General features: G+C 72.7%; 17 protein-coding genes. All 17 read left to right on the forward strand.

Annotated features, from left to right (window positions below; all coding sequences use genetic code 11):
* The coding region (locus ACI2L3_RS35570) for a 4Fe-4S dicluster domain-containing protein (protein ID WP_404756562.1) at positions 1-288 on the forward strand (288 nt) is incomplete at its 5' end.
* Between the two features lie 209 nt (positions 289-497).
* Complete coding sequence (locus ACI2L3_RS35575) at positions 498-2,051, forward strand: AMP-binding protein (RefSeq protein ID WP_404756563.1); 1,554 nt, start codon at positions 498-500, stop codon at positions 2,049-2,051.
* A gap of 29 nt (positions 2,052-2,080) precedes the next feature.
* Positions 2,081-2,779 carry an ABC transporter ATP-binding protein gene (locus ACI2L3_RS35580; protein WP_404756564.1) on the forward strand — a complete coding sequence of 233 codons (699 nt, stop codon included), beginning with the start codon at positions 2,081-2,083 and terminating at the stop codon, positions 2,777-2,779.
* A complete protein-coding gene (locus ACI2L3_RS35585) occupies positions 2,779-5,292 on the forward strand; it encodes an FtsX-like permease family protein (protein WP_404756565.1) in 2,514 nt (837 codons plus the stop codon). The genes ACI2L3_RS35580 and ACI2L3_RS35585 overlap by 1 nt, the downstream gene beginning before the upstream one ends.
* A 96-nt stretch (positions 5,293-5,388) precedes the next feature.
* Positions 5,389-6,135, forward strand: a complete 747-nt coding sequence (locus ACI2L3_RS35590; protein WP_404756566.1) for a class I fructose-bisphosphate aldolase — start codon at positions 5,389-5,391, stop codon at positions 6,133-6,135.
* Positions 6,136-6,252: 117 nt separating this feature from the next.
* Positions 6,253-7,386, forward strand: a complete 1,134-nt coding sequence (locus ACI2L3_RS35595; protein WP_404756567.1) for a 3-dehydroquinate synthase II — start codon at positions 6,253-6,255, stop codon at positions 7,384-7,386.
* Complete coding sequence (locus ACI2L3_RS35600) at positions 7,376-8,347, forward strand: UbiA family prenyltransferase (RefSeq protein WP_404756568.1); 972 nt, start codon at positions 7,376-7,378, stop codon at positions 8,345-8,347. The genes ACI2L3_RS35595 and ACI2L3_RS35600 overlap by 11 nt, the downstream gene beginning before the upstream one ends.
* 73 nt (positions 8,348-8,420) lie before the next feature.
* Positions 8,421-9,605, forward strand: coding sequence for an acyl-CoA dehydrogenase family protein (locus ACI2L3_RS35605; RefSeq protein WP_404756569.1), 1,185 nt, complete (start codon positions 8,421-8,423; stop codon positions 9,603-9,605).
* Positions 9,602-10,816: an SDR family oxidoreductase gene (locus ACI2L3_RS35610; protein WP_404756570.1), complete on the forward strand. Its 1,215-nt coding sequence runs from the start codon at positions 9,602-9,604 to the stop codon at positions 10,814-10,816. Before ACI2L3_RS35605 ends, ACI2L3_RS35610 begins: the two co-directional genes overlap by 4 nt.
* Positions 10,813-11,811 carry an NAD-dependent epimerase/dehydratase family protein gene (locus ACI2L3_RS35615; RefSeq protein WP_404756571.1) on the forward strand — a complete coding sequence of 333 codons (999 nt, stop codon included), beginning with the start codon at positions 10,813-10,815 and terminating at the stop codon, positions 11,809-11,811. The genes ACI2L3_RS35610 and ACI2L3_RS35615 overlap by 4 nt, the downstream gene beginning before the upstream one ends.
* Positions 11,808-13,331 (forward strand): PEP-utilizing enzyme, encoded by a 1,524-nt coding sequence (locus tag ACI2L3_RS35620; RefSeq protein ID WP_404756572.1) that lies wholly within the window; start codon positions 11,808-11,810, stop codon positions 13,329-13,331. The genes ACI2L3_RS35615 and ACI2L3_RS35620 overlap by 4 nt, the downstream gene beginning before the upstream one ends.
* Positions 13,324-13,653, forward strand: coding sequence for a phosphopantetheine-binding protein (locus ACI2L3_RS35625; protein ID WP_404756573.1), 330 nt, complete (start codon positions 13,324-13,326; stop codon positions 13,651-13,653). Before ACI2L3_RS35620 ends, ACI2L3_RS35625 begins: the two co-directional genes overlap by 8 nt.
* Complete coding sequence (locus tag ACI2L3_RS35630; protein ID WP_404756574.1) at positions 13,653-17,261, forward strand: AMP-binding protein; 3,609 nt, start codon at positions 13,653-13,655, stop codon at positions 17,259-17,261. The genes ACI2L3_RS35625 and ACI2L3_RS35630 overlap by 1 nt, the downstream gene beginning before the upstream one ends.
* The gene (locus tag ACI2L3_RS35635) at positions 17,258-18,025 is read left to right on the forward strand and encodes a maleylpyruvate isomerase family mycothiol-dependent enzyme (RefSeq protein ID WP_404756575.1); all 768 of its coding nucleotides are present in this window, start codon (positions 17,258-17,260) and stop codon (positions 18,023-18,025) included. Before ACI2L3_RS35630 ends, ACI2L3_RS35635 begins: the two co-directional genes overlap by 4 nt.
* A 28-nt stretch (positions 18,026-18,053) precedes the next feature.
* Positions 18,054-18,656 carry a hypothetical protein gene (locus tag ACI2L3_RS35640; RefSeq protein ID WP_404756576.1) on the forward strand — a complete coding sequence of 201 codons (603 nt, stop codon included), beginning with the start codon at positions 18,054-18,056 and terminating at the stop codon, positions 18,654-18,656.
* The gene (locus tag ACI2L3_RS35645) at positions 18,653-20,629 is read left to right on the forward strand and encodes an FAD/NAD(P)-binding protein (protein WP_404756577.1); all 1,977 of its coding nucleotides are present in this window, start codon (positions 18,653-18,655) and stop codon (positions 20,627-20,629) included. Before ACI2L3_RS35640 ends, ACI2L3_RS35645 begins: the two co-directional genes overlap by 4 nt.
* On the forward strand, positions 20,626-22,062 hold the full coding sequence (pcaB, locus tag ACI2L3_RS35650; RefSeq protein ID WP_404756578.1) for a 3-carboxy-cis,cis-muconate cycloisomerase: 1,437 nt from the start codon (positions 20,626-20,628) through the stop codon (positions 22,060-22,062). Before ACI2L3_RS35645 ends, pcaB begins: the two co-directional genes overlap by 4 nt.
* The last annotated feature ends 37 nt before the right edge of the window (positions 22,063-22,099 follow it).

The following is a 22,099-nucleotide window of genomic DNA, read 5'->3' on the forward strand; positions in this document are numbered from 1 at the left end:
GAATGCATCGGCTGCGGCGCCTGCGTCGCCGCCTGCCCCAACGGCTCCGCCATGCTCTTCACCTCCGCCAAGGTCAACCACCTCAACGTGCTCCCCCAAGGCGCCCCCGAGCGGGAGACGCGGGTCCTGGACATGGTCGCGCAGATGGACGCCGAAGGCTTCGGCGGCTGCACCCTCACCGGCGAATGCGCCACCGCCTGCCCCAAGGGCATCCCGCTGTTCTCCATCACCGGCATGAACAAGGAATGGCTGCGGGCGAACCGCAAGGAGAAAAAGGCCGCTTCGTAATCCTGAGGACGAGCCGAGAGTCGTCAGCGGGGCCGGGAGCATTCCCGGCCCCGTTCTGTCTGTCCGGCCGGCCGCGTTGTCCGCTCTGCGCCACCGAAACGGCTTCTTCCTGATGATCGCTTGCCTGCGCCCGCCCCGCCCGAAACCATGGAAGAACGCTGTTCCGATGCCCTGTGTATTAGTGCCGACGTTGAGGAAGTCCGTGCGCCATGCGCTTTCCACGCTCTGCTGACCTGCTCTTCGGCCAACTCGGTTCCGCCGCCGAGAAGGCCGGCCTTCCCTGGGGTACGGACCACGAATCGATCGCGGTCACCGTGAAGGACGGCGGCTTCCCTCTCTCCGAACTGGCCGGGGCCGCACGGCGCCTCGCGGAGTCCGCGGTCTCCGCCGGGCTGAAGGAGGACGACTGGTGCGTGGTGCGGCTCGACCAGCCGCTCGACATCCTGGTCGCGGTGGCCGGACTCACGGCCGTGGGCGTGGTCCCGGTGCTGCTCAGCGCCAAGCTCGACGTGGCGTCGGCCGCGGCGGCCCTCGAGCCGGTCACCGTGCCGCTGCACCTGCTCATCACACAGCGGCGGGCGGCGGAGGTGCCCCGCCTGTCGGCCGCGGGGGCCACGAGCCTCGTCTGGGAGGACCTCGTCTCCGACCCGCGCGTCGGCACCGAGGCCCGGGTGCCGGCGCACGGCGTCGAGCGGGCCCCGGACGCGCCGTACCTGGTCACGCACACCTCCGGCACCACCGGGGTGCCCAAGCTGGCCGTACACACCCGCAACAGCTTCTACCAGCAGTCCGTCATCCAGGCCCGGATACTGCGCACCCTCAGCCTGCGCGGCTACCTCGCGGCCGCGATCTCCCCGGTGCACGTGCGGACGCTCTCCGGACTGCTCAGCGCGCTGCGGCTCAGGCTGAACGTGCTGCTCCTCGCCAGCGAGGAACCCGACGTCGTCGCCGGGCAGTTGGAGCGCTGGCGGCCGCACTACCTGGAGACGCACCCCAATACGTTCGTACGCTGGGAAGAGCTCGCCGACACCGGGGTGCTCTCCTCGGTCCGCCTGTTCCTCGGCACCTTCGACGCCATGCACCCGCCGACCATGGAGCGGCTGCTCGCCGGCTCACGCCGCAGGATGCCGCTCTTCGCCGAGGTGTACGCACAGTCCGAACTCGGCCCCGTCGCCTTCAGAATGAAGCGCAGACGCGGCGGCCGCAGGGAATCCGTCGAATCGGAACTGGCCGGCCACCGCGTGGGAAGGTCCCTGCCCGGATACAGCCGCATCCGCATCGTCGACGAGGCGGGAAATCCGCTCGGCGCGAATCAGCCGGGCCGTATACAGGTGCGCTCCAAGGGATTCTTCGCGGGCTATCTGAACTTTCCGGAAAAATTCGAGGAGAACCGGGCGGACGGCGGCTGGTGGGATTCCGGCGACTGGGGGACCAAGAGCCGGTTCGGTAATCTCCGGCTGCTGGACCGGCAGGTGGAACGGCTCGACCAGGCAGCGAGCGGAATCGCCCTCGAGGACGTCCTGCTGGGCCGGCTGCCGGAAGCCGTCGAGATCGTCGTCCTGGAGACCCACGGCGCCCTGGTGCCCGTCGTCGCCACGCGGACGGGGATGGCGGTGCCGTCCCAGCGCTGGGCGCAGGCGGTCGACGGGCTCCCGGAGCTGGCGTCACCCCGGCACGCGTCCTGGAGCGCGATCCCCAGGACCGCCACCGGGAAGGTGCGCCGGGAGCTCCTGCGTCAGCAACTCGGCTTCCAGGCCGAGTAGTTCAATGATTCCTATAGAGATGGTTGGCCATGTTGGAGAAGAAGGTCGTACTGCGGGCCGAGGACGTACGACGGGAGTTCACGAGTGGTGACACGACCGTGGAGGCCCTCAAAGGGTGCAGTATCGAGGTGAGTTCGGGCGAACTGGTCGCCATCGTCGGCAAGAGCGGCAGCGGCAAGTCGACCTTCGCCAACATCCTCTCGGGACTGGACCGCCCGACCTCCGGGACCGTCACCCTCATGGGCCGCGACCTGGCGGAGCTCGACGAGACCGAGGCGGCCCGGATGCGGGCCGAGGAGATCGGGTTCGTCCTGCAGAAGGACAACCTCGTACCGTCGCTGACCATCGCCGAGAACGTGGCCGCGCCGCTGGTCATGGGCGGCATGAAGCTCAGTGCCGCCCTGGAGAAGGCCCACCGCGCGCTGGAGGAGGTCGGGCTCGCGCAGCGGGCGGAGCAGTGGCCGGCCCAGGTGTCCGGTGGTGAGGCCCAGCGGGCGGCCGTCGCGCGTGCCTGCGTCAGCGAGCCGGTCATCGTCTTCGCCGACGAGCCCACGGGCGCGCTCGACGAGGAGAACGGCAAGCAGGTCCAGGAGATCTTCCGCAAGCTCGTGCTGACCACGGGTGCCGCGGGCGTCATCATCACCCACGACCTCGACCTGGCCGCGGAGGCCGACGTGGTGGTCACCATCGCCAACGGCGTCGTGGTCGGCACCGAGAGGAAGGCGTGATGGCGCTCGACCCCTACCGCCTCGTCTCCCGCTCGCTCAGCCGCAGCTGGCGCCGGAGTCCCGCCCGGATGGCGTCGGCCGTCGCCGCGGGCATCGGCGGTGTCCTCCTGACGACGGCGATGCTCCTCGTCTCCTTCTCGGTCCTGGACGCGATCAAGGGCGCCTCCATCGGCGGCATCCGTGAGAACGTCGTGGCGGTGGAGGCCAGGGCCCCCGGCGGCCTCACCGAGGGCGTGGCCACCCGCGCCGAGCAGGAGACCGGCGTCAAGGCCTCCCGCGTCTCGGTGATCAGCACCCGGGCCTCGCACCCCGGCCAGGACAGCGACCCCGTCATCGTCTTCGGCATCGACCAGCGTCTCGCGTCGCTCACCGACGACGGCCTGGCACGCCAGATCGAGCGCAGCACGCTCGGCGCCGACGAGGTCTTCCTGACCGAGAAGTGGGCCGACGACCACGGCCTGAAGAAGGGCGACAAGGTCTCCGTCACCTCGCCCCAGGGCGTGCAGAAGTGGCGGATCGCCGCCCTTCTGAAGGGTGACGTGGCCAACCAGGGCGCCGTGGTGATCGCGCCGCAGCCCACGGTGGCCACCGCGTTCGACCGGGGCAGCCACAGCGACGTGCTCCTCTTCGACGGCAAGGGCAAGGACCGGGCCGGCCTGGAGGCCGCCGCCGAGAAGGCGGTCGCGGGGGCGGCGGACATCAAGAAGCCGTCGGAGGTGCTCTCCGGCTACAGCAAGACGTTCCGCACCTCGCTGACGATCCTCGGCATGTTCGCCGCGATCGCGGTCATCACCGCGGCCGTCGTGCTCCTCCTGACCTGGCGCCTCGCGCTGGACGACGCCCGCACGACGCTCGCGCGGATGCGGCTGATCGGCGTACGGACCCGTCATCTCATGTTCGGCTCGGCCGCCGTCATGGTGCCGCTGCTCCTCGGGACGTACGTCGTCGGCGCGGGCCTCGGCATCTGGGTCGGGTCCATGCTGAGCACGTTCACCAAGCAGATCACCGATCTGACCCAGCAGGCCGTCACGCCGGGCCTGCCCTGGCAGGGGCCCGTCATCGGCTCGTTCATCGCCGTCGTCGTGATGTTCGCGGTGGCGTGGCTGTCCGGTGTCCGGCGCTTCACCAAGATCAGCGCCATCGAGGCGGTCACCGGCCGGGACCGGATAGCCCTGCTGCCGGGCGGCGTGCGCCGTCCGCTGATCGGCGGGCTCGGCGCCCTGGCCGTGGGCGTGCTGCTCGTGGTCTTCGGCGGCCCCATGGTCAAGTCCGGCAGCCTGCTGTTCCTGTTCGTCGGCGCGGCGCTGCTGAGCGTGGCGCTGCCCGTGGTCATCGGCACCGTCCTGCGCAAGGGAGAACCCGGCCCCGTGCGGCTCGCGGCGGCCCGGCAGCTCCAGCTCGGCTGGCGGCGCAACGCCGCGCTGGCCATCACCTTCACCGTGGCCATCGTGGCGTCGCTGTCCATGGCCGGCGTCTCCAGCAGCATCAAGGACGAGGTCGCGGGCTCCGTGGAGCGCTGGACCCAGGGAGAGCTCTACGTGCAGGCCGCCGAGGTCGGGCACAACCTGCAGAACGAGAAGTTCCCCGTCTCCATGGAGAAGGAGCTGCACCAAGTCGACGGCGTGTCCGCGGTGACGTCGTTCACCTACGCGAGCGTGACGCACGAGGACCGCAAGGTCCAGGTGTGGAACTGGGGCAAGGGCGACTCCGAGAAGCTCACCCGGCTGAAGACGACCGAGGGCGACCCCGACTTCGTCCGTACGCTCAAGGACGACGAGATCGCCATCTCGTCCAACTTCTCCCGTACGCAGAAGCTGGACGTCGGCGACACCATGGACATGCCCCTGCCCTCGGGGCACCGCGAGGTCCGGGTGAAATCGGTGCTTGACGATTCCGCCTCCGATGGGGGCATGATCGTCGCGGGCAGCGGCCTCTACCGCGAACTGACCGCCTCGCAGGGTGTGTACGAGTACTACATCGGCGTCGAGGACGGCGCCGACGTCGCCACCGTGAAGAAGGCGCTCGAGCAGAAGATCGGCGAGCGCTACCCCGAGGCGGTCGTGCTCGACCAGCAGGGGATGCGGGACGCGTTCGCGGGCATCACGGCCCGGCTCGTCAGCTCCTTCGAGGCCTTCGCCTACGTCATGTTCGTGCTCGCCGTTCTGGTCGGCGGCGCCACCCTCGCCTCCGGCCTGGTGGAGCGGCAGCGGGCCCTGGGTCTGACCAGGCTCGCCGGCGCCACCCGGCGCATGATCAACCGTCAACTCGTACTGGAATCCGTCGCCGTGGCGGCCGGCAGCTGGCTGGTCGCCCTGCCGGTCGGCATCCTCGCCATCCCGGGGATGATCGACGCCCAGTCCGGCCAGAGCGGCCTCGTGCCGCCGCTGAGCGTGCCGCTGGTGCTCAGCGTCATCAGCCTCCCGCTGGTGATCCTGTGCATGCTGCTCGCCCTCGCGGTGGGCAACCCCCGCCGCGCCAACCCGCCGTTGCGCGTCCTGCTCGCTCAGGAGTGACGACGGCTTCCCCATCCACGCGGGTGCTCCGCACCGCGGAGCACCCGCCCCCAGGAGATCGGAAGCAGCACAATGATCCATGGAAAAGAGCGCCGGATGCGGCGCCTGCTCGGAGCCGACGGCCGCACCCTCCTCATCGCCGTCGACCACGCGCTGACCACGGGAGGCGCCGGCGGCCTCTCCCGGATGAGCGAAGTCCTCGACTCGGTGGTCGAGGGCGGCGCCGACGGTGTGGTCGTACACCGCGGTTCCGCCGCCCACTCCATGCCGCTGCAGCGCGGCACGGCCATGATCGTGCACCTGTCCGGCAACACCCGGCTGAGCCCCGGCGGCGAGCTGAAGACCCGGGTGTGCGACCCGGAGTCCGCGGTCGCGCTCGGCGCCGACGCGGTCTCCGTCCACGTCACCTTCGGCGGCGGGCACCAGGAGGACCGGGCGGCCCTGGCCGACCTCGCCAAGGTCGCCGCCAGCTGCGACCGGCTCGGCATGCCGCTGCTCGTCATGACGTACGCGGCGGGGAACTACGAGACGGAGCCGCAGCGCGCCGAGGCCGTGATCCACGCCGGCCGCGCCGTCGCGGAGCTGGGCGCGGACATCGTCAAGACCGCGCACCCGGGCGACGAGTACGTCGCCGAGCTCGCGGCGACCATCGAGGTGCCCGTGGTGATCGCCGGCGGCGAGGCGGACGGCAGCTGGGACTCGTTCGTCCTCTCCGCGAAGGACGCGATCGGCCATGGGATCGCCGGACTCTGCGTGGGCCGCCGGGTGTTCGGCAGCCCCGACCCCGCCGACGCGGTGGCGCGGCTGCGTGCCGTCATCCACGGCGAGCAGCTCGCCGTCTGACCGAGCCCCCCTCCCCTTCCCCCGCGGCTCCCCCCACCCCCCTCCCCCCACGAACTCTGACCCTGAGACACCCCTGTCTCTTTGCAGTCGCTTTATTATCAAAAAGGGAGTTTTTCCATGTCATCGACGCCGCCGCAGACGGCCCTCTGGGTCGACGCCACCACGCTCACCCCGGCCGAGACACCCGACGCCCTCGCCTACCTCCGCTCCTCCGCGGCCTCCTACCTGGTCATGCGGTACGACCAGTTCGCGGAGTGGCAGCCCATCGACCGCCTCCGCACGGCCCTCCTCGTGGGCCCCGAGGACGAGTCGCTCGCGGAGCAGATAGCCGCCGACGAGCGCATCGGCATGGTCGTCGCCCGCACCCCCGCCGCCCTCCCCGTGGCCAGGGCGCTGGCCGGCCCCCGCGGTGTCGGCGTGCGCTGCGAGATCGTCGACGGCGACACGATGAACGAGGCCGCCGACCTGTCCGGCAAGGTGGACGTCGTCCTCGCCGTGTTCGCGGACGAGACCAACATTCCGCTGGAGCTGCTGCTCGCCAAGGCGCAGAGCACCAAGACCGACGTGGTCAAGCAGCTCCTCAACACGGCCGAGGCGCACACCGTGGCCGGCGTCCTGGAGTCCGGCCCGGCCGGCCTCATGGTCTCCGCCGAGCACCTGACGGCCGTGGACCTGGTCACCCAGGTCGTGAAGGAGCACGGTCAGGTGCGCAAGGACCTGGTCGAGCTGGAGGTGCTGCGCGCGGAGCCGATCGGCATGGGCCACCGCGGCTGCATCGACACGACGACCCTGTTCGGCGAGGACGAGGGGATGATCATCGGCTCCACGTCGTCCGGCGGCATCCTGGTCTGCGCCGAGGTGCACTACCTGCCGTACATGAAGCTCCGGCCGTTCCGTGTCAACGCCGGCGCCGTCCACTCGTACGTCTTCGGCGCGGAGGACACCGCGTACATCTCCGACCTCGAGGCGGGCGAGCGCGCCCACGCGGTCGCCGCCGACGGCACCTTCCGCGAGGTGGGCATCGGTCGGATCAAGACCGAGGTGCGTCCGCTGCGGCTGATCGAGGCCCGGCACGGGGACGTCACGGTCAACGTCATCCTCCAGGACGACTGGCACGTCCGCGTCATGGGCGGCGACGGCAAGCCGAAGAACCTGACGGACGTCACCCCGGGCAGCACGCTGCTCGGACTCGTCACCGAGCCGGGGCGCCACGTCGGCATCAAGGTGTCCGAGCACATCGATGAGCACTGAGGCCGACACCACCGGCGCGCGGCAGCACCGTCCGCAGCGCTCCCCCGCGACGGTCGCACGGGCCTTCGTGCGGCTGTCCAAGGTGACCGTCTATCAGCACTTCTTCCCCTGGGCACTGGCCTTCGCCCTGCTGAGCGGGGAGGCGCTGGAGCGGTCGGGTGCGGCGCTCGCCCTGGTCTGCTTCCTGATCGCGTCCGCGGCGATCGTGGCCTGCACCTCCGCGGTGGACGACATCATCGGGTACGCGAACGGCAGCGACGCCGCGAACTACCAGGAGGGCGACCTCGGCCGGGACATCCGGCGCAAGCCGCTCCTGAACAAGGCCATCACGGTGCCGGAGGCGAAGGCGTTCGCCGTGGTCACCGCGGTCGTGGCGCTGCTCACGGGAGCGGCCGGGTTCACGGCTCTGGGCTGGGACGTGCCGGTCGAGTCGGTGCTCGTCTTCGTCGCGGTGGCGGTCTGTTCCGTCCAGTACTCCGGCGGCTTCAAGTTCAGCTTCCGCACCGGTGGTTCGGAGACGATGCTGGGCCTCGTCACCGCCGGTGGCCTGATCTTTCCCTACGTGGCGCTGGAGCGCGCGTGGTCGACGGCGGCGGTGCTCGAATCGCTGATCATGGGCCTCTGGCTGGTGATGGTGATCTCGTACTCCAACGTCAACGACAAGGAGGGCGACGCCGCCGTCGGCCGCAAGACCCTGGCGGTGGTGAGCGGTCCGCGGGTCTTCAAGGGCGCCATGGTGGTGTTCTTCGTCGCGGACGTCGCCCTGCTCGCCGGTCTGCTTGCCGTGCCGGAGATGCCGTGGTGGGGGGCGCTGACCCTGCTGCCGGCGGTGGCGCTCCACGCGTCCCAGCTCTGGTTCGGGGTGGGGCACGACAACTGGCTCAAGGCCCGGTTGTGCGGCTTCATCGCCTATGACCTGGGGTTCCTGGGGCTGCTCGCCCCGACACTCAGCATGTCCTGACGGGCCGCGGCCCGCCCGGCCGACCGTCCCACTTCTTTCATCGGTATGCCCGCTTCAAGGGTCTGGGGGAATCATGGCCGTCGATACCGACGCCACTCATGTCCATCTGTCCGTACCACTCGACGAAGCCGTCCGGGAGGCGCTCGCCGACGTCGAGGACGCGTCCGCGCTGAGCCGCTTCCCGCGCGGTGTGCTGGAGCGGCTCGGCAAGCTCGGCGTGCTGCGGCGCCGCTGGCAGGGGCCCTTCCCCGGGGACGTCGTCTTCGGCGCGCGGCTCGCGGAGGAGGTCGCCCGGCACGCGCCGACCGGTGTCGCCGTCGGGGTGAGCCTGCACACGGAGTCTGTCCTGTCGCTGCTGCACCGTTTCGCCGGCGACTCCGAGTACCTCATCGACCTGCGCGAACGAGCCCTGGACGGCACGGCGATCGGCGCCCTGGCCGCCAGTGAGCCGACCGGTGGCAGCGATCTGTCGGCGATCAGGACGCTGGCCATCCCCACCGAGGGAGGCTGGTGCGTCAGGGGCAGCAAGAAGTACGTGTCCCTCGGCGCGGTGGGCGACTTCGTGATCGTGCTGTGCCGGATCGCGAAGGAGGACGGGACGCCCACCGAGCGGCTCGCCACCGTAGTGGTGCCGCTGGACGAGGCGACCGTCGTACGCGAACACGAGAAGCTGGGCACCCACGCACTGGACACCGTCGCCGTCGAGTTCCGCGACGTCGTCGTGCCGGCCGACGCCATGCTGGGCAGGCCCGGACTCGGCCTCGCGAACGTCAGCTACGGCCTGACCTTCGAGCGCCTCGCCGTCGGCGCGCAGGTCGTCGGCGCGGTGAGCCGGGCGCTGGCGCTGGCCGTCGAACACAGCGAGCGGCGCGAGCAGTTCGGCGCCCCGCTCCGCTCCCACCAGCACATCGAGTTCAAGCTCGCCGACGTGCTCGTGGAGATCGAGGTGCTGCGGGCCGCGGTGCACGAGGTGGCCCGCCAGACGATGGACACGCCGATGGGCCGTCCCCTGGTGGCCAGGGTCGCCGCGGTGAAGGTGCACGCGGCCCGGTGCGCGGAGCGGCTCGTCAGCGAGTGCATGCAGGTCTTCGGCGGCGCCGGGTACCTCACGCAGGAGACGCCGCTGGGCCAGATCTGGCGGGACATCCGTCTCGCGCGCATCGGCGGCGGCACCGACGAGATGATGCTCGCCCTGGTCGCCGGTGAACTCACGGGCGCAGCCGACGAGTACAGCTCCGTCGTCAGGATCTCGTCGTGAGCGGGGCGGGCGCGGAGCAGGAGCGTCCGTACGGCAACGGCTGGTCGTCGTATCCCGGCGGCCGGCAGGCGGGTCCCCCGCAGACGCGCGGCATGCGGATCCTCGTGGCGGGGCTCACCGGGCAGGTCGGCCAGGGTCTCCTGGAGGCGTGCCGGGAGGCCGGCGACGAGGCACCCGAAGTGATCGCCCTGGTACGGCGCCGCCCACGGGCGCCGCAGGTCTTCGGGCCCGCGGTGACCCAGCAGGTGGTCGGTGACGTGTGCGGCCCGGGGTGGGGGCTCGGCGAGGCCGGGCTCGAAGCCCTCGGCCGCATCGACGCGGTGATCAACCTGGCGGGCGCCACGGACTGGACGGCCAGCCACGCCGTACTGGACCGGGTCAACGTCCTCGGGGCCGCACACGGTTTGGACGTCGCCCAGCAGCTGTCCGAGCGCCTCGGAGCGGCGGTTCCCTACCTCTACGCCGGCTCCGTCTTCGTCGCGGGGCTGACCGAGGGGCGGGTCACCGAGGACCTGCTGACGCCGGAGTCCGACCGTACGCCGTACGAGCTGAGCAAGTGGACCGCTGAGCGGTCCCTCATGACCCGGGCCCGCCACGACGGCCACCCGGTCCTCGTGGCCCGCATCGGCGGCGTCGTCGGCAACTCGGCGACCGGGCGCACCACCCGGCGCAGTTCGCTGTACCAGCTCGTCTCCCGGCGCGACGAGGACAAGGCGCTGCGGGTGCTGCCCGCCCAGCGCGGCGCCCGGGTCGACACGCTGCCGCGCGACGTGATCGGCGAGAGCCTGCTGCGCGTCCTGGCGCACGGCAGGACGACGGCCTTCGTGGCCTGGCGGTCCGGCGTCGTCGCCCAGGTGGCCGCGGGCGAGCGGGCACCGACCCTCGCGGCGATCCTCGCCCAGCTCGAGTCCGTGGACGAGGGGTCGCGCTACCACGTGCCCCGGCTCGTCCCGGTCTCCCTGCGGACGCTGGAGACGGTCACCCGCGTGGGCACCCGCTACGTGCGCTGGAGCAGGCAGGCCGGCAACCGGCTGCACGGGCTGCGCTACACCTCCGTCAACCGGGTCTTCGAGCGCGGCCGGCTCGCCGGGCTGACCGGTGGCTGGCTGCCCGCCGTCCCGCTGGAGACGGTCCTGCGCGTCACCTTCGATCTCGCGGAGCGTCCCGTCGACGCTCCCACCGCAGAGCTGCCCCTGGGGAGGTTCCAGTGAAGGTCCTCGTAGTAGGAGCCGGCGGCTACCTGGGGTTCTGGGTGACCCGGCTGCTCAAGGAGGCCGGTGCCGAGGTCGTCGAGCTGAACCGGCGGGGCGTGGCGCACCACGGCGAAGCCGTCGTCGGCGACGTCCTCTCGACCAGGCTGGGCCTCGGCCCGGAGGCGCTCGACAGGCTCGCCGACGTGGAGGCCGTGGTCTCCTGCTTCGGCTCCGTCGACTGGGAGGCCGACCCCTCGGCCATCGTCAACCTGCACCTCAACGGCACCCGCAACGTCCTCAACACCGCGGCGGCCCTGCCCTCCGTGCGCCGGGTGGTCCACACGTCGTCGCTCCTCGCCCTCGGCCGCGCCGAGGGAACGGTCGGCAACCGTGAACTGTCGGTGGGCCAGACGTTCCGCAACTGGTACGAGTACGCGAAGTACCGGGCGGAGGCGGTGGCCCGGCGCGAACAGCGGGTGCCGGTGAGCATCGTGCGCTTCGGGCCGCTGCTCGGCCCGGCCCCGGCCGAGCTGGTGCCGCTGACGGGCGGGCCGCTCCAGGCGCTGCCGCAGCTGCTCCAGGGGATGCCACTGCTGCTCGAACGCTCCGGCCGGTTCCCCGTGTACGCCGGTGACGTCGCCGTGGCCGGACAGGTGATCACGGATCTCGTGCACGCCGCCGAGCCGCCCGCCGTCTGCACGTACTACGACCCGGCCCGCCCGACGCTGGCCCGGATCCTGCACGAACTCTGCCTGCCCTACGGCACCGTGCCGCGGATCGTCCAGGGCGGCCGGCGCGCGCGGGTGGCGCAGCGGTTCGCCGCCCGCCGGCTCGGACTCACCGAGGAGAGCCTGGAGTACACCGCTCCGCTGCCGGACCTCGACCCCGCCGTGCTGGACACGCTGCCCCGGCCGGTGCGGGCGGAACGGCCCGGGTACCTCGCGGCGACCGCCGAGACCCTGCGCGAGGCAGGGCGCGTGTTGTCCCCTGTTTCGGAAGTGAGCACGTCATGACCGCTGTTGTCCCCGAAGCCGCCGACGAGAGTGTCGAGGAGAGCGGACAGGCCCCGTTCACCCGGGTCGACACGGGCGTCCACCCCACGCTGCGCGTCTACTCGGCGGGCAACTTCGGCGAGGTGGCCCCCGAGCGGCTCTCCCCCATGTCCTGGTCGCTCGTCGGCCGGCCGATGGAGCTCGGCACCCGCCGGTTCATCGGCCGGGTCCTGGGCAAGCCGCGCTGGACCACGGGATCGACGTACATCTTCACCGGCTATCTGGGCCTGCGCCCCTACCACAACCTGACGGCGTACTGCCATGTCGCCGACGAGGTGGCGCTGACCGAGCCCGAGGACGTCACCGAGGCGTACTTCGAAGGCGTCACGCCCCCGCCGCCCAGCGACGTCGAGCGCGTCATGGGCTGGAGCAAGGTCATGGTCGGCCCGCGCATGCTCAACGAGCTGCTGCGGCTGCGCACGCGCAACGCCAAGCTGGAACAGCACGTGTTCGCCTTCGAGCAGGACGTGCGCGAGGCCCGCGAGAACGGCATCGAGTGGCGGCTCGGCGAGTTCGCGGCCCGGGGCAAGAAGCTCCTGGAGATCGCCTGGGAGGTGCACATCACGTGCACCTCGGGCGCGGTGGCCGCGGAGGTCATCCGGCGCAAGGTGACCGACAGGCTGGTGCCGCAGGCCCACGCGGTCGCCGGCTGGCTCCGCGAGCCCTCCGAGCTGCCGTGGACCCGCCTGTTCGGCCTGAAGGGCATGAAGAGCGGGCCCTCCGAATTCCTGGACAAGGTCTTCTACGAGGTCGCCGACGACCACCTGCCCTGGGCGGACTACGCGATCCGGCCGATGGCCCAGCCCGCGGAGGGCGGCGAGAGCGTCTCGGACGTCAGCCCGCGCGAGGCCCTGATCGGCATGCGGTCCGCGCTGCGCGGCCGGGCTGTGGACGCCTCGGTGCTGTTCCTCGGCGACATGATGTCGGTCCGCGAACAGAGCAAGTCGCTCGCGATGCGGCTGCTCCACGTGCACCGCACGCTCGTCCGCGAGCTGGCCCGGGCCCGCGGGGTCGCCGACGCGGACTGGCCGTACCTGTCGATGGACGAACTCAGCGGTGCCGCCGTGCCGGGGCCCGCCGAGATCGAACTGCGGCGGGAGTCGTGCGCGGAGGCGCTCGCACTGGCCATGCCCGACTACCTCGACCTGCGCCCCGGCGCGTCGTCCGCCACCGCCCCCAAGCGGCGCCCCGCGGGCGTCTCGCCGGGCGTCTGCGAGGGGCCGGTCATCGGCATCGAGGACATGCCGACCGAGGAGGGCGCCGTCCTCGTCTGCGAGAGCGCCGACGCGAACATCATGCCCATCCTGCCCTTCGTCGGCGCCGTGGTGACGGCCCGCGGCAGTCAGTACTCCCACGTGGCCATCCTCTGCCGCGAGATGGGGGTGCCCGCGGTGGTCTCGCACCCGCTGGCCACCCAGCTCACGCCGGGGCGCCGCGTCCATGTGAACGGTGATACAGGAGAAGTGAGGACCCTTGACTGAGAACGTTGTGACCCCCGCAGCAGTGGCGACCCCCGCCGCAGAGGACCGGCTGAGCACCGAGGCGATCGTGCGCGTCCTCGAGGACGCCGTCGCCGCCGACCGGCCCCGCCGGGACCTCCGGCTCACCGACTCCATCAGCCAGGACATCCGCCTTGACTCGCTGGCGCTCCTCGAAGTGCTCACCCGGGTCGAGGAGGCCTTCGACATCGAGCTGATCGACGCCCCCGAGATCTACTCGGCGGCCACGGTCGAGGACCTCGTCGCCGTGGTCCGGGCGCGGGCCGCCCAGGCGGCCACCACATCGACGGCGGAGAGGCCCTGATGCGCGATCTGACGAGCTGGCTGCTCGACCCACGCCCCGACGCCGGCATCAACTACTTCGACGGCAAGCGCTGGACCCGCACCGCCTACCCCGAGTTCACCGACGAGGTGCTCGCGAGCGCCGCCGTGCTTCGCGGCAAGGGGCTGGGCGCGGGCGACCGGATAGCCCTGGTCCTGCACTCGGGCCCGGCGTTCGCCCGGTACTTCTTCGCGGCCATCGCCATCGGCGCCACGCCGACCCCGCTGGCCCCCAAGGGCTACCAGGGGCCGATGGACTACGCGACGTTCGTGGCACAGCGGTTCGAGGCGCTGAACCCCACGGGCGTGGTCGGTGAGGGCGACATCCTCGCCCTGCTCGCCGGTCTCCCCGTCCCCCAGGACGGGGTGCGGCCGGTGTGCGTGGACGCCGCCGAGCCGCTGCCCGACGGCGGCGACCGCACGCGGGCCGTCCTCGCCAAGGACGACCTCGCGCTCATCCAGTTCACCTCGGGCTCCTCCAGCGCCCCGCGCGGGGTGACGCTGACCAGCGGGGCGGTGCTCGCCCAGGTCGACCTGTTGCAGGACAAGTACGCCATCGACGACGCCTGTGCCTTCGGGTCCTGGCTCCCCGTCCACCACGACATGGGCCTCATCGGCCTGTTCGTGACCCCGGTGGTCCTCGGCTGCGAGCTGTGGCTGATGCGCCCCGAGCATTTCGTGCGCAGCCCGCTGGAATGGCTGCGCATCTTCGGTGAGCACCGGGGCACCCACGCCGCGATCCCCAACTTCGCGCTGGAGCGCGTGCTGCGCCGGGTGCGCCCGGAGCACCTGGAGGGCATGGACTTCTCCCGGTGGAAGGCGCTCATCGTCGGCTCCGACCGGGTCAGTATGCCGATGCTCGAAGCGTTCCACGAGCTGCTCGCGCCGTTCGGCCTGCCGCCCCACGGCCTCTCCCCGTCGTACGGGATGGCCGAGGCGACGCTGGCCGTCTCCGGTGTGGGCGTCGGCCAGGAGCCGCACGAACTCCTCGTCAGGTCCCCGGAGTTCAGCCCCGGGCACCCGGTGGACATCGTGGAGCGCCGGATGCTCACCGACACCCGGCCGCGCCCCGAGGGGCTGCACAGCATCGTGTCCTGCGGCACCGAACTGTTCGGCGCGGACATCATGGTCACCGGGGAGGACGGGCACGCCCTGCCCGACGGGCACGTGGGCGAGCTCCTGGTGCGCTCCCCGGCCCTCTCCGAGGGGTACTTCGGCGCGCCCCCGGAGGACGAGCGGTTCACCACCGGCGGGTACCGCACCGGGGACCTCGGCTTCCGCCTGGAGGAAGAGGTCTACGTCCTCGGCCGCCTGGGCGACTCGGTCAAGGTGCACGGCCGGTACGTGACCGCCGAGGACGTGGAGCTGGCCCTCAGCCGGGCCTTCGGCCTGCCGCAGGACAAGGTCACGGTCGTCCTGAACTCGCAGAGCGGAACTCCCGTCACCCTGACGACGGTGCAGCGCGGCGCGAAGGACGTGGACGAGGAGCGGTTCGCCGGCGTCCTCGAACCGTTCGGGCTGAGCGTCGGCCGGGCGCTGCTCCTGCACGTGGGCGCGCTCGCCGTGCCGCGGACCACCAGCGGCAAGCCCCAGCGCGGCAAGATGTGGCGCTCGTTCGCCGCCGGTGACATGGAGGGCACCGTCCTGTACCGGGGGGCCGACTTCCCGTACACGCTGGTGGCGGACGCCGAGTCCGGCCGGTCCCGCGTCCGGACGGCCGCACCGGAGCCCGCGGCCGAACTCGGCGGCAAGGGACGCCACTTGCGGCTGATGTCGGAGCGCGGGCTGCCGGTGCCGCCGTTCCGCGTCTTCGACTCCGTGGAGACGGCCGCCGGGGTCGAGGACGAGGCGGTGCGGGCCGTCCTGGCCGAGCTGACCGACGCCGCGCTCGACACGATGGCGGCGCCCGCCGGCACGGTCGCCTTCGCGGTCCGCTCCAGCCCGCCCCGCAGCATGCCGGGGATGATGGACACCCTCCTCGGCATCGGGCTCGGCCCGGACGACGTTGACCCGTTGTCCCGCCGCCTGGGCTCCGCGCGGGCCGCCTGGGACGTACTGGTCACCCAGGCACGGCACCTGTGCCGGTACGTCGGCGGCGCGGACCCCGCCCGGCTCGTCGAGGCGGAGAGCGCGCAGGACGCCCCGCAGCGCTTCGAGCGGCTGTGCGCCCTGTACCGCGACCTGACCGGCCAGGAGTACCCCACCGACCCGGCGGCGCAGGTCAGGGTCGCCCTGGAGGCGGTGCGCGAGTCGTGGGACTCCGCCCGGGCCCGCGAGTACCGCAGGGTCAACCGGATCCCCGAGGCGCCGGGCCCCGCCGTCGTGGTGCAGGCGCTCTCCTACGGCATGGCCGACGGCGTCTCCGGCAGCGGTGTCGTCTTCAGCCACAACCCGGTCAACGGCGACCCCGGCCTGTTCGGCGAGTACCTGGCAGGCAGCACCGGTGAGGACCTGGTGTCGGGCACCCGGACGCCGATGCCGATCGCGGTGCTCAAGGACCGTGACGACGTGGTGTTCGGGCAGCTGTCCCGCATGGTCACCGAGCTGCACCACGCCCTGGAGGCGATGGTCGAGGTCGAGTTCGTGGTCGAGCGCGGCCGGCTCTGGCTGGTCCAGGTGCGGGCCGCCGCGGCCGCGCCGCACGTGCTCAACCGCGTCACCAGGACCATGTGGCAGGACGGCCGCATCGAGGCCGCCCGTGCGCTGGCCCGGCTCGACGTCGACGCGCTGTTCACGCCGCTGCCCGCGGCGGTCACCGGCGACCACGGCGAGCCGTTCGCGGTGGGCCTCTCCGCCTGCGCCGGTGTCGGGTACGGACGGCTCGTCAGGAGCGCCGAGGAGGTGCTGGAGCACCCGCCGGGGCACACGGTGCTGCTGCGGCCCGCGACGGAGCCCGAGGACTTCGTGGGGATGAGCCAGGCGGCCGCGCTGGTCACGCTGACGGGCGGCGGCACCTCCCACGCGGCGGTGGTGGCACGGGAGTTGAACGTGCCGACCGTGGTGGGCGTCCAGCTCTCCCCCGCCGGCACGAGCGCCCTGCTTGGCGAGCGCGACGACCCGGCCACCGGGGACGAGGACCTGCCCGAGGTGACGGTGTGCGGCACCACCGGACGCGTGTGGTGGGGCAGGCTGCCCGCCACGGTGCCGAGCCCGGACAGCACGGGCGCCGAGGAGCTGCTGCGCGAGTCCGCCTGCACCACCGTCGTCTGCCTCGCTGCGGACTCGGACGGCGGCGGGGGTCCCGTGCTGCTCGACGCGGCCACGGACGCCCCGCTCGCCCTGGCCGTCCCCGGGGGACAGAACGCGTCCCACTCGCCGAAGGCACCGGAGCGTGCCGTGCGGTGCGCGACGACGCAGGATCTCGCGGGTCTTGCCGACGGCACGCTGGTGGTGACCGGGGTCGCGGCGGTGGCCGAGGAGTGGACCGGGCGGGGCGGCCGGACCGCCTATCTGCATCCCCCCGTGGACGCGGAGCGCCCGTGGCGCACGGTGCCGCTCTCCGTGCCGCCGGCGTTCCTCGTCCTCTCCGACGCCGCGCAGGTGTCGCACGCCGAGTGGTCGCTCGCGGTGGCGTGGGCGAGGCGCACGTGACCGCTGCGGACACCGGCGCCGAGGTGCGGGACCTGCGGACCCAATTCCTCGCGGTGCGGGCGCTCCTGTCCGGCGTACCGGAACAGGACCTCGACCTGCCCACCCCCGCCGTGGGGTGGGCGGTCAGGGACCAGATCGCGCACCTGGCCGACACCGAGGAAGTGGCGGCGGACACCGTACTCGGCGGGCCGCGGACCTTCGCCGAAGCGGTACGCCCGTACCGCGACGCCGAGGAGTTCACGGCCGCCGGTGTCACCCGCGCGAAGGGCATGGGCAGGGACGCCCTCCTGGAGTGGCTGGAGCGGGGGCAGGACGCCACCCTGGCCGCGCTGGAGAGCGTGGGGCCCGACGCCCGCGTGCCCTGGGCCCTCGGTCTCTCCGCCCGGGACTTCGCACGGGCGCGGCTGATGGAGAGCTGGGCCCACGCCTGGGACCTGGAGCGGGCGCTCGGGCTGCCCGAGGCGGAGGTCCCGGCACCGCAGGCCCGGCACGTGGCCTCCCTGGGCTTCGACACCCTGCCCTTCGCGCTGCGCCGGGCCCGGGTGCGGCCGCCCGGCGGCCGCACGCTCCGCCTCGACCTGGACGCGGGCCCGCTCGGCCGGTGGACCTTCGGCCCCGCCGACGCCACCGACCGCGTGACCGGGCCCGCCGGGGCGTGGCTGAAGACGGCGACCCGGCGTGACCTGCCCGCGGCCCGGCAACACCTGCGGGCCGACGGGCCGTTGGCGGAGCTGGCCGTCGCGCACGCCAAGGCATTCCTCTAGAAAGCACGACGCACGAAGGACGAGCACCATGACGAATTCTCTGCACCTGCCCGACGCCGTCGACGAGACGTCGGCCGAGCCCGGGACACGCGTGCTGCACGCGCTGCACGTGGCGGGCTGGCTGTCCACGGAGCGGTTCGAGGCCTGGGGCGCGGCGGACGCCGAGCCGGCGCTGAGCCGCCTCCAGGACGAAGGACTGGTCCGCCTCGTGAAGAGCCCCCGGGGGGAGATGTACGGGCTCACGCCGGACGGTACGAAGCGGGCGACGGACCAGCTGACCGCATGGCGGGGCGCCGCCGCCCCCGAGGAGGTCACCCGGGCCGTCTCGGCCCTGGCCGGTTTCGAGGCGCACGACCCGGCGCTGAAGCGCCTGGTGACGGACTATCAGCGCGACCCCGACGGCATCGGCGAGCGCCTCGCGGCGTTCGACCAGGACGCCGCGGGCGCCGTCGACGCCGTGGGCGCCGCGCATCCGCTGTGGGAGAGCTACCCGGGCCGGCTGCGGGCCGCGCTCGAGCGGGTGCGGGGCGGCGACCTGACCTATGTGACCTCACCGCTGGTCGAGAGCTACCACACGGTGTGGCACCTGGCCCACCGCGATATGCGGGTGCTGTGCGCGGGCTTGACGTGACGGGTGCATCGCTCGCTCCCGAGGGCTCCGGCGGCGCGCACAAGCAGGTGTGCGTCGTCGGGGCCGGGCCGCGCGGGCTCTCCGTGCTGGAGCGGCTGCTGGCCCGGGAGCGGCACGACCCGGCACACGCCTCCCTGACCGTGCACCTGGTGGATCCGGGTGAACCGGGCGCGGGCACCGTCTGGCGCACCGACCAGTCACCGGAACTCCTGATGAACACCGTGGCGTCGCAGATCACCCTGTACACCGACGAGAGCTGCGACATCCACGGCCCGGTGGAGCCCGGACCGAGCCTGTACGAGTGGGCGGTACGGGTGGCGGCGGGCGACGGCGAGGGCTTCGACGGCCCGACGCGTGCCGCCGCCGCGGAGCTGGGCCCCGACAGCTACCCGACCCGTGCCCTGTACGGCCGCTATCTGCGCGACGCGTTCCGGCGGGTGGTGAGCCGGGCCCCGGAGCACGTGACCGTCGAGTCGCACCGGACGCGGGCCGTGGCGCTCATGGACAACGACGGCACGCAGAGCGTCTGTCTGGAGGACGGATCCTGGCTGGGCGGCCTGGACGCGGTGGTGCTCGCCCAGGGGCACACCCCGGTGCGCCCGCTGCCGAGGGAGCTGCGCACGGCGTACCTGGCACGGAGCCTCGGCCTCACCCATCTGCCCCCGGCGAACCCGGCGGACGCCGACCTCGGCGCCGTCAGGCCCGGCGAGAACGTGCTGCTGCGCGGCCTCGGGCTGTGCTTCTTCGACTATCTGGCGCTGCTGACCACGGGCCGCGGCGGCACGTTCGGCCAGGAGCGCGGACGGCTGGTGTACCGGCCGTCGGGCCGCGAGCCGCGAATGTACGTCAGCTCCCGGCGCGGTCTGCCGTACCACGCGCGCGGCGAGAACCAGAAGGGAGTCTCCGAGCGGCACCGGCCGGGACTGCTCACCCCCGAAGTGATCGCGGGCATACGGGAGCGGGCCGCGCGGGGCGAGCCCGTGCGGTTCGGCGAGGAGCTGTGGCCGCTCATCGCGGCCGAGGTGGAGAGCGTCTACTACGGAACCCTTCTCCGGGAGTGCGGGCGCGGCACCGAGGAAGCCGCGTTCGTCGACCGTTACCTGACGGTCGGCGCCGCGGAGCGGGAGGCGCTGCTCGACGCCTTCGGCATCCGGGAGCGGCTGTCCTGGGACCGGCTCGCCCGGCCGTACCGGGATTGCGAGTTCGACGGCCGTGCCGCGTTCGGCGCCTGGGCGCGCGCGTACCTGGAGCGGGATGTCGCCGAGGCCCGCAAGGGAAACCGTGAAGGACCGCTGAAGGCGGCGCTCGACGTGCTGCGCGACCTGCGCAACGAGGTGCGTCTGGCCGTGGACCACTCGGGCCTCGAGGGCGGCTCCTACCGGCGCGAACTGCGCGGGTGGTACACGCCGTTCAACGGCTTCCTGTCCATCGGGCCGCCGGTCTCCCGGATCGAGGAGCTCATCGCCCTGATGGACGCGGGGATCGTCGAACTGGTCGGCCCCGACGCCGAGATGCGGATCGAGGGCTCCGGGCCGGAGGCCGCGTTCACCGCGCGTTCGGCGCTGGTGCCGGGGCCGCCGGTGCGGGCCCGGGTGCTCATCGAGGCCCGGCTTCCTGAGCCCGACCTGCGCCGCAGCGCGGACCCCCTCATGTCGTACCTGCTCGGCTCCGGCCAGGCCACGTCGTACCGGATACCGGAGGACGAGGGCGGCGGTTACGACACGGGCGGCCTCGCGGTGACGGAGCGTCCGTACCACGTGGTGGACGCCGACGGGCACGCCCATCCGCGCCGGTTCGCCTACGGGATCCCCACCGAGGGCGTCCACTGGGTGACCGCGGCCGGCATCCGGCCGGGGGTGGCCTCGGTGACCCTCGCGGACTCCGATGCCATCGCGGGCGCCGTGCACGCCCTCACGCCGGCCGCGGCGCCGGCGGCCGACGGCTCGTACCAGTCGACCGGAGTACTCGCGTGAGCGACACCAGCCCCGCCCTGCCGTCCCTCGACGAGCCGCGGACGGAGGAAGACGCGGGGTTGCTCTCTCCCGTACGGGCCGGTACCCCGGTCGAAGCCGTGGTGGCCGACCGGGCCTGGCTCCAGGCGATGCTGGACGCCGAGGCGGCCCTGGCCCGTGCCCAGGCCCGCCTCGGCACGGTTCCGGAGCGTGCCGCGCGGATCATCACCGACGCCGCCCGCGCCGAACGCCTCGACCTGCGCGCCCTGTCCGTCGCCGCCCGCGAGGCCGCCAATCCCGTCGTCGGCCTCGTCCCCGCCTTCACCCGGGTGGTGGCCGCGGTCGACGAGGAGGCCGCCGAGTACGTCCATCGCGGCTCGACCAGCCAGGACATCCTGGACACCGCCGCGATGCTGGTCGCCGACCGGGCGCTGCGGCTGATCCTGGACTCCCTCGGGGCGACCGCTCAGGCGCTCGCCCGCCTCGCCGGGGAACACCGGGACACGGTGCTGCCGGGACGCACGCTCGTGCTGCACGCCGTCCCGACCACCTTCGGCCTGAAGGCCGCCGGCTGGCACCGGCTGGTCGTGGACGCGCGGGACCGGCTCGCCCGGGTGCGCGAGAGCGGACTTCCCGTGTCGCTGGGAGGCGCCGCGGGGACGCTCGCCGGATACCTGGAGTATGCGGGCCCGCACGCCGCCGGCACCGACTACGCGCGGCGGCTGACCGAGGCGTTCGCCGAGGAGACCGGCCTGGCGTGCCCCGTGCTGCCATGGCACGCGCTGCGCACCCCGGTCGCCGATCTCGCGGCCGCCCTCGCCTTCACCACGGGGGCGCTCGGCAAACTGGCCGTCGACGTACAGACGCTGACCAGGACGGAGATCGGCGAGCTGACCGAACCCGCCGTCGCCGGGCGGGGCAGCTCCTCGGCCATGCCGCACAAGCGCAACCCCGTCCTGGCCACGCTGATCCGCAGCGCGGCCCTCCAAGTCCCCGCGCTGGCGGGCGGCTTGACGCAGCTGATGCTGGGCGAGGACGAGCGCTCCGCGGGCGCCTGGCACGCGGAGTGGCAGCCGCTGCGCGAATGCCTGCGGCTGACGGGCGGCGCCGCGTGGACGGCGCGGGAGCTGGCCGAGGGACTTCAGGTGCACCCGCGGCGCATGCGCGAGAACCTGGAGCTGACCGGCGGCCAGGTCGTCTCCGAGCGGGTCACCGCGGTGCTCGCGCCCCGGCTCGGCAAGGCGGCGGCCCGGCGGCTCCTCACGGAGGCCGCGGACCGGGCACGGCGCACCGGAGAACCCCTCGCGAAGGCTCTCGACGAGCTCGCGGCCACGGGGCTGACGGCCGGCGAACTGGCCGGGTTGTGCGATCCGGCCCGCTACACCGGCGCGGCGGCGGCCCTCGTCGACGCGGCGCTGCGGGACGCCAACCAGCCGCCCGACAAGGTGATTTGACCCTTCGCTGGCCGCCCGGTGACAGCCAGTGTCGTCT

This window comes from Streptomyces sp. NPDC029674, from assembly GCF_044903205.1.
GTDB lineage: Bacteria > Actinomycetota > Actinomycetes > Streptomycetales > Streptomycetaceae > Streptomyces.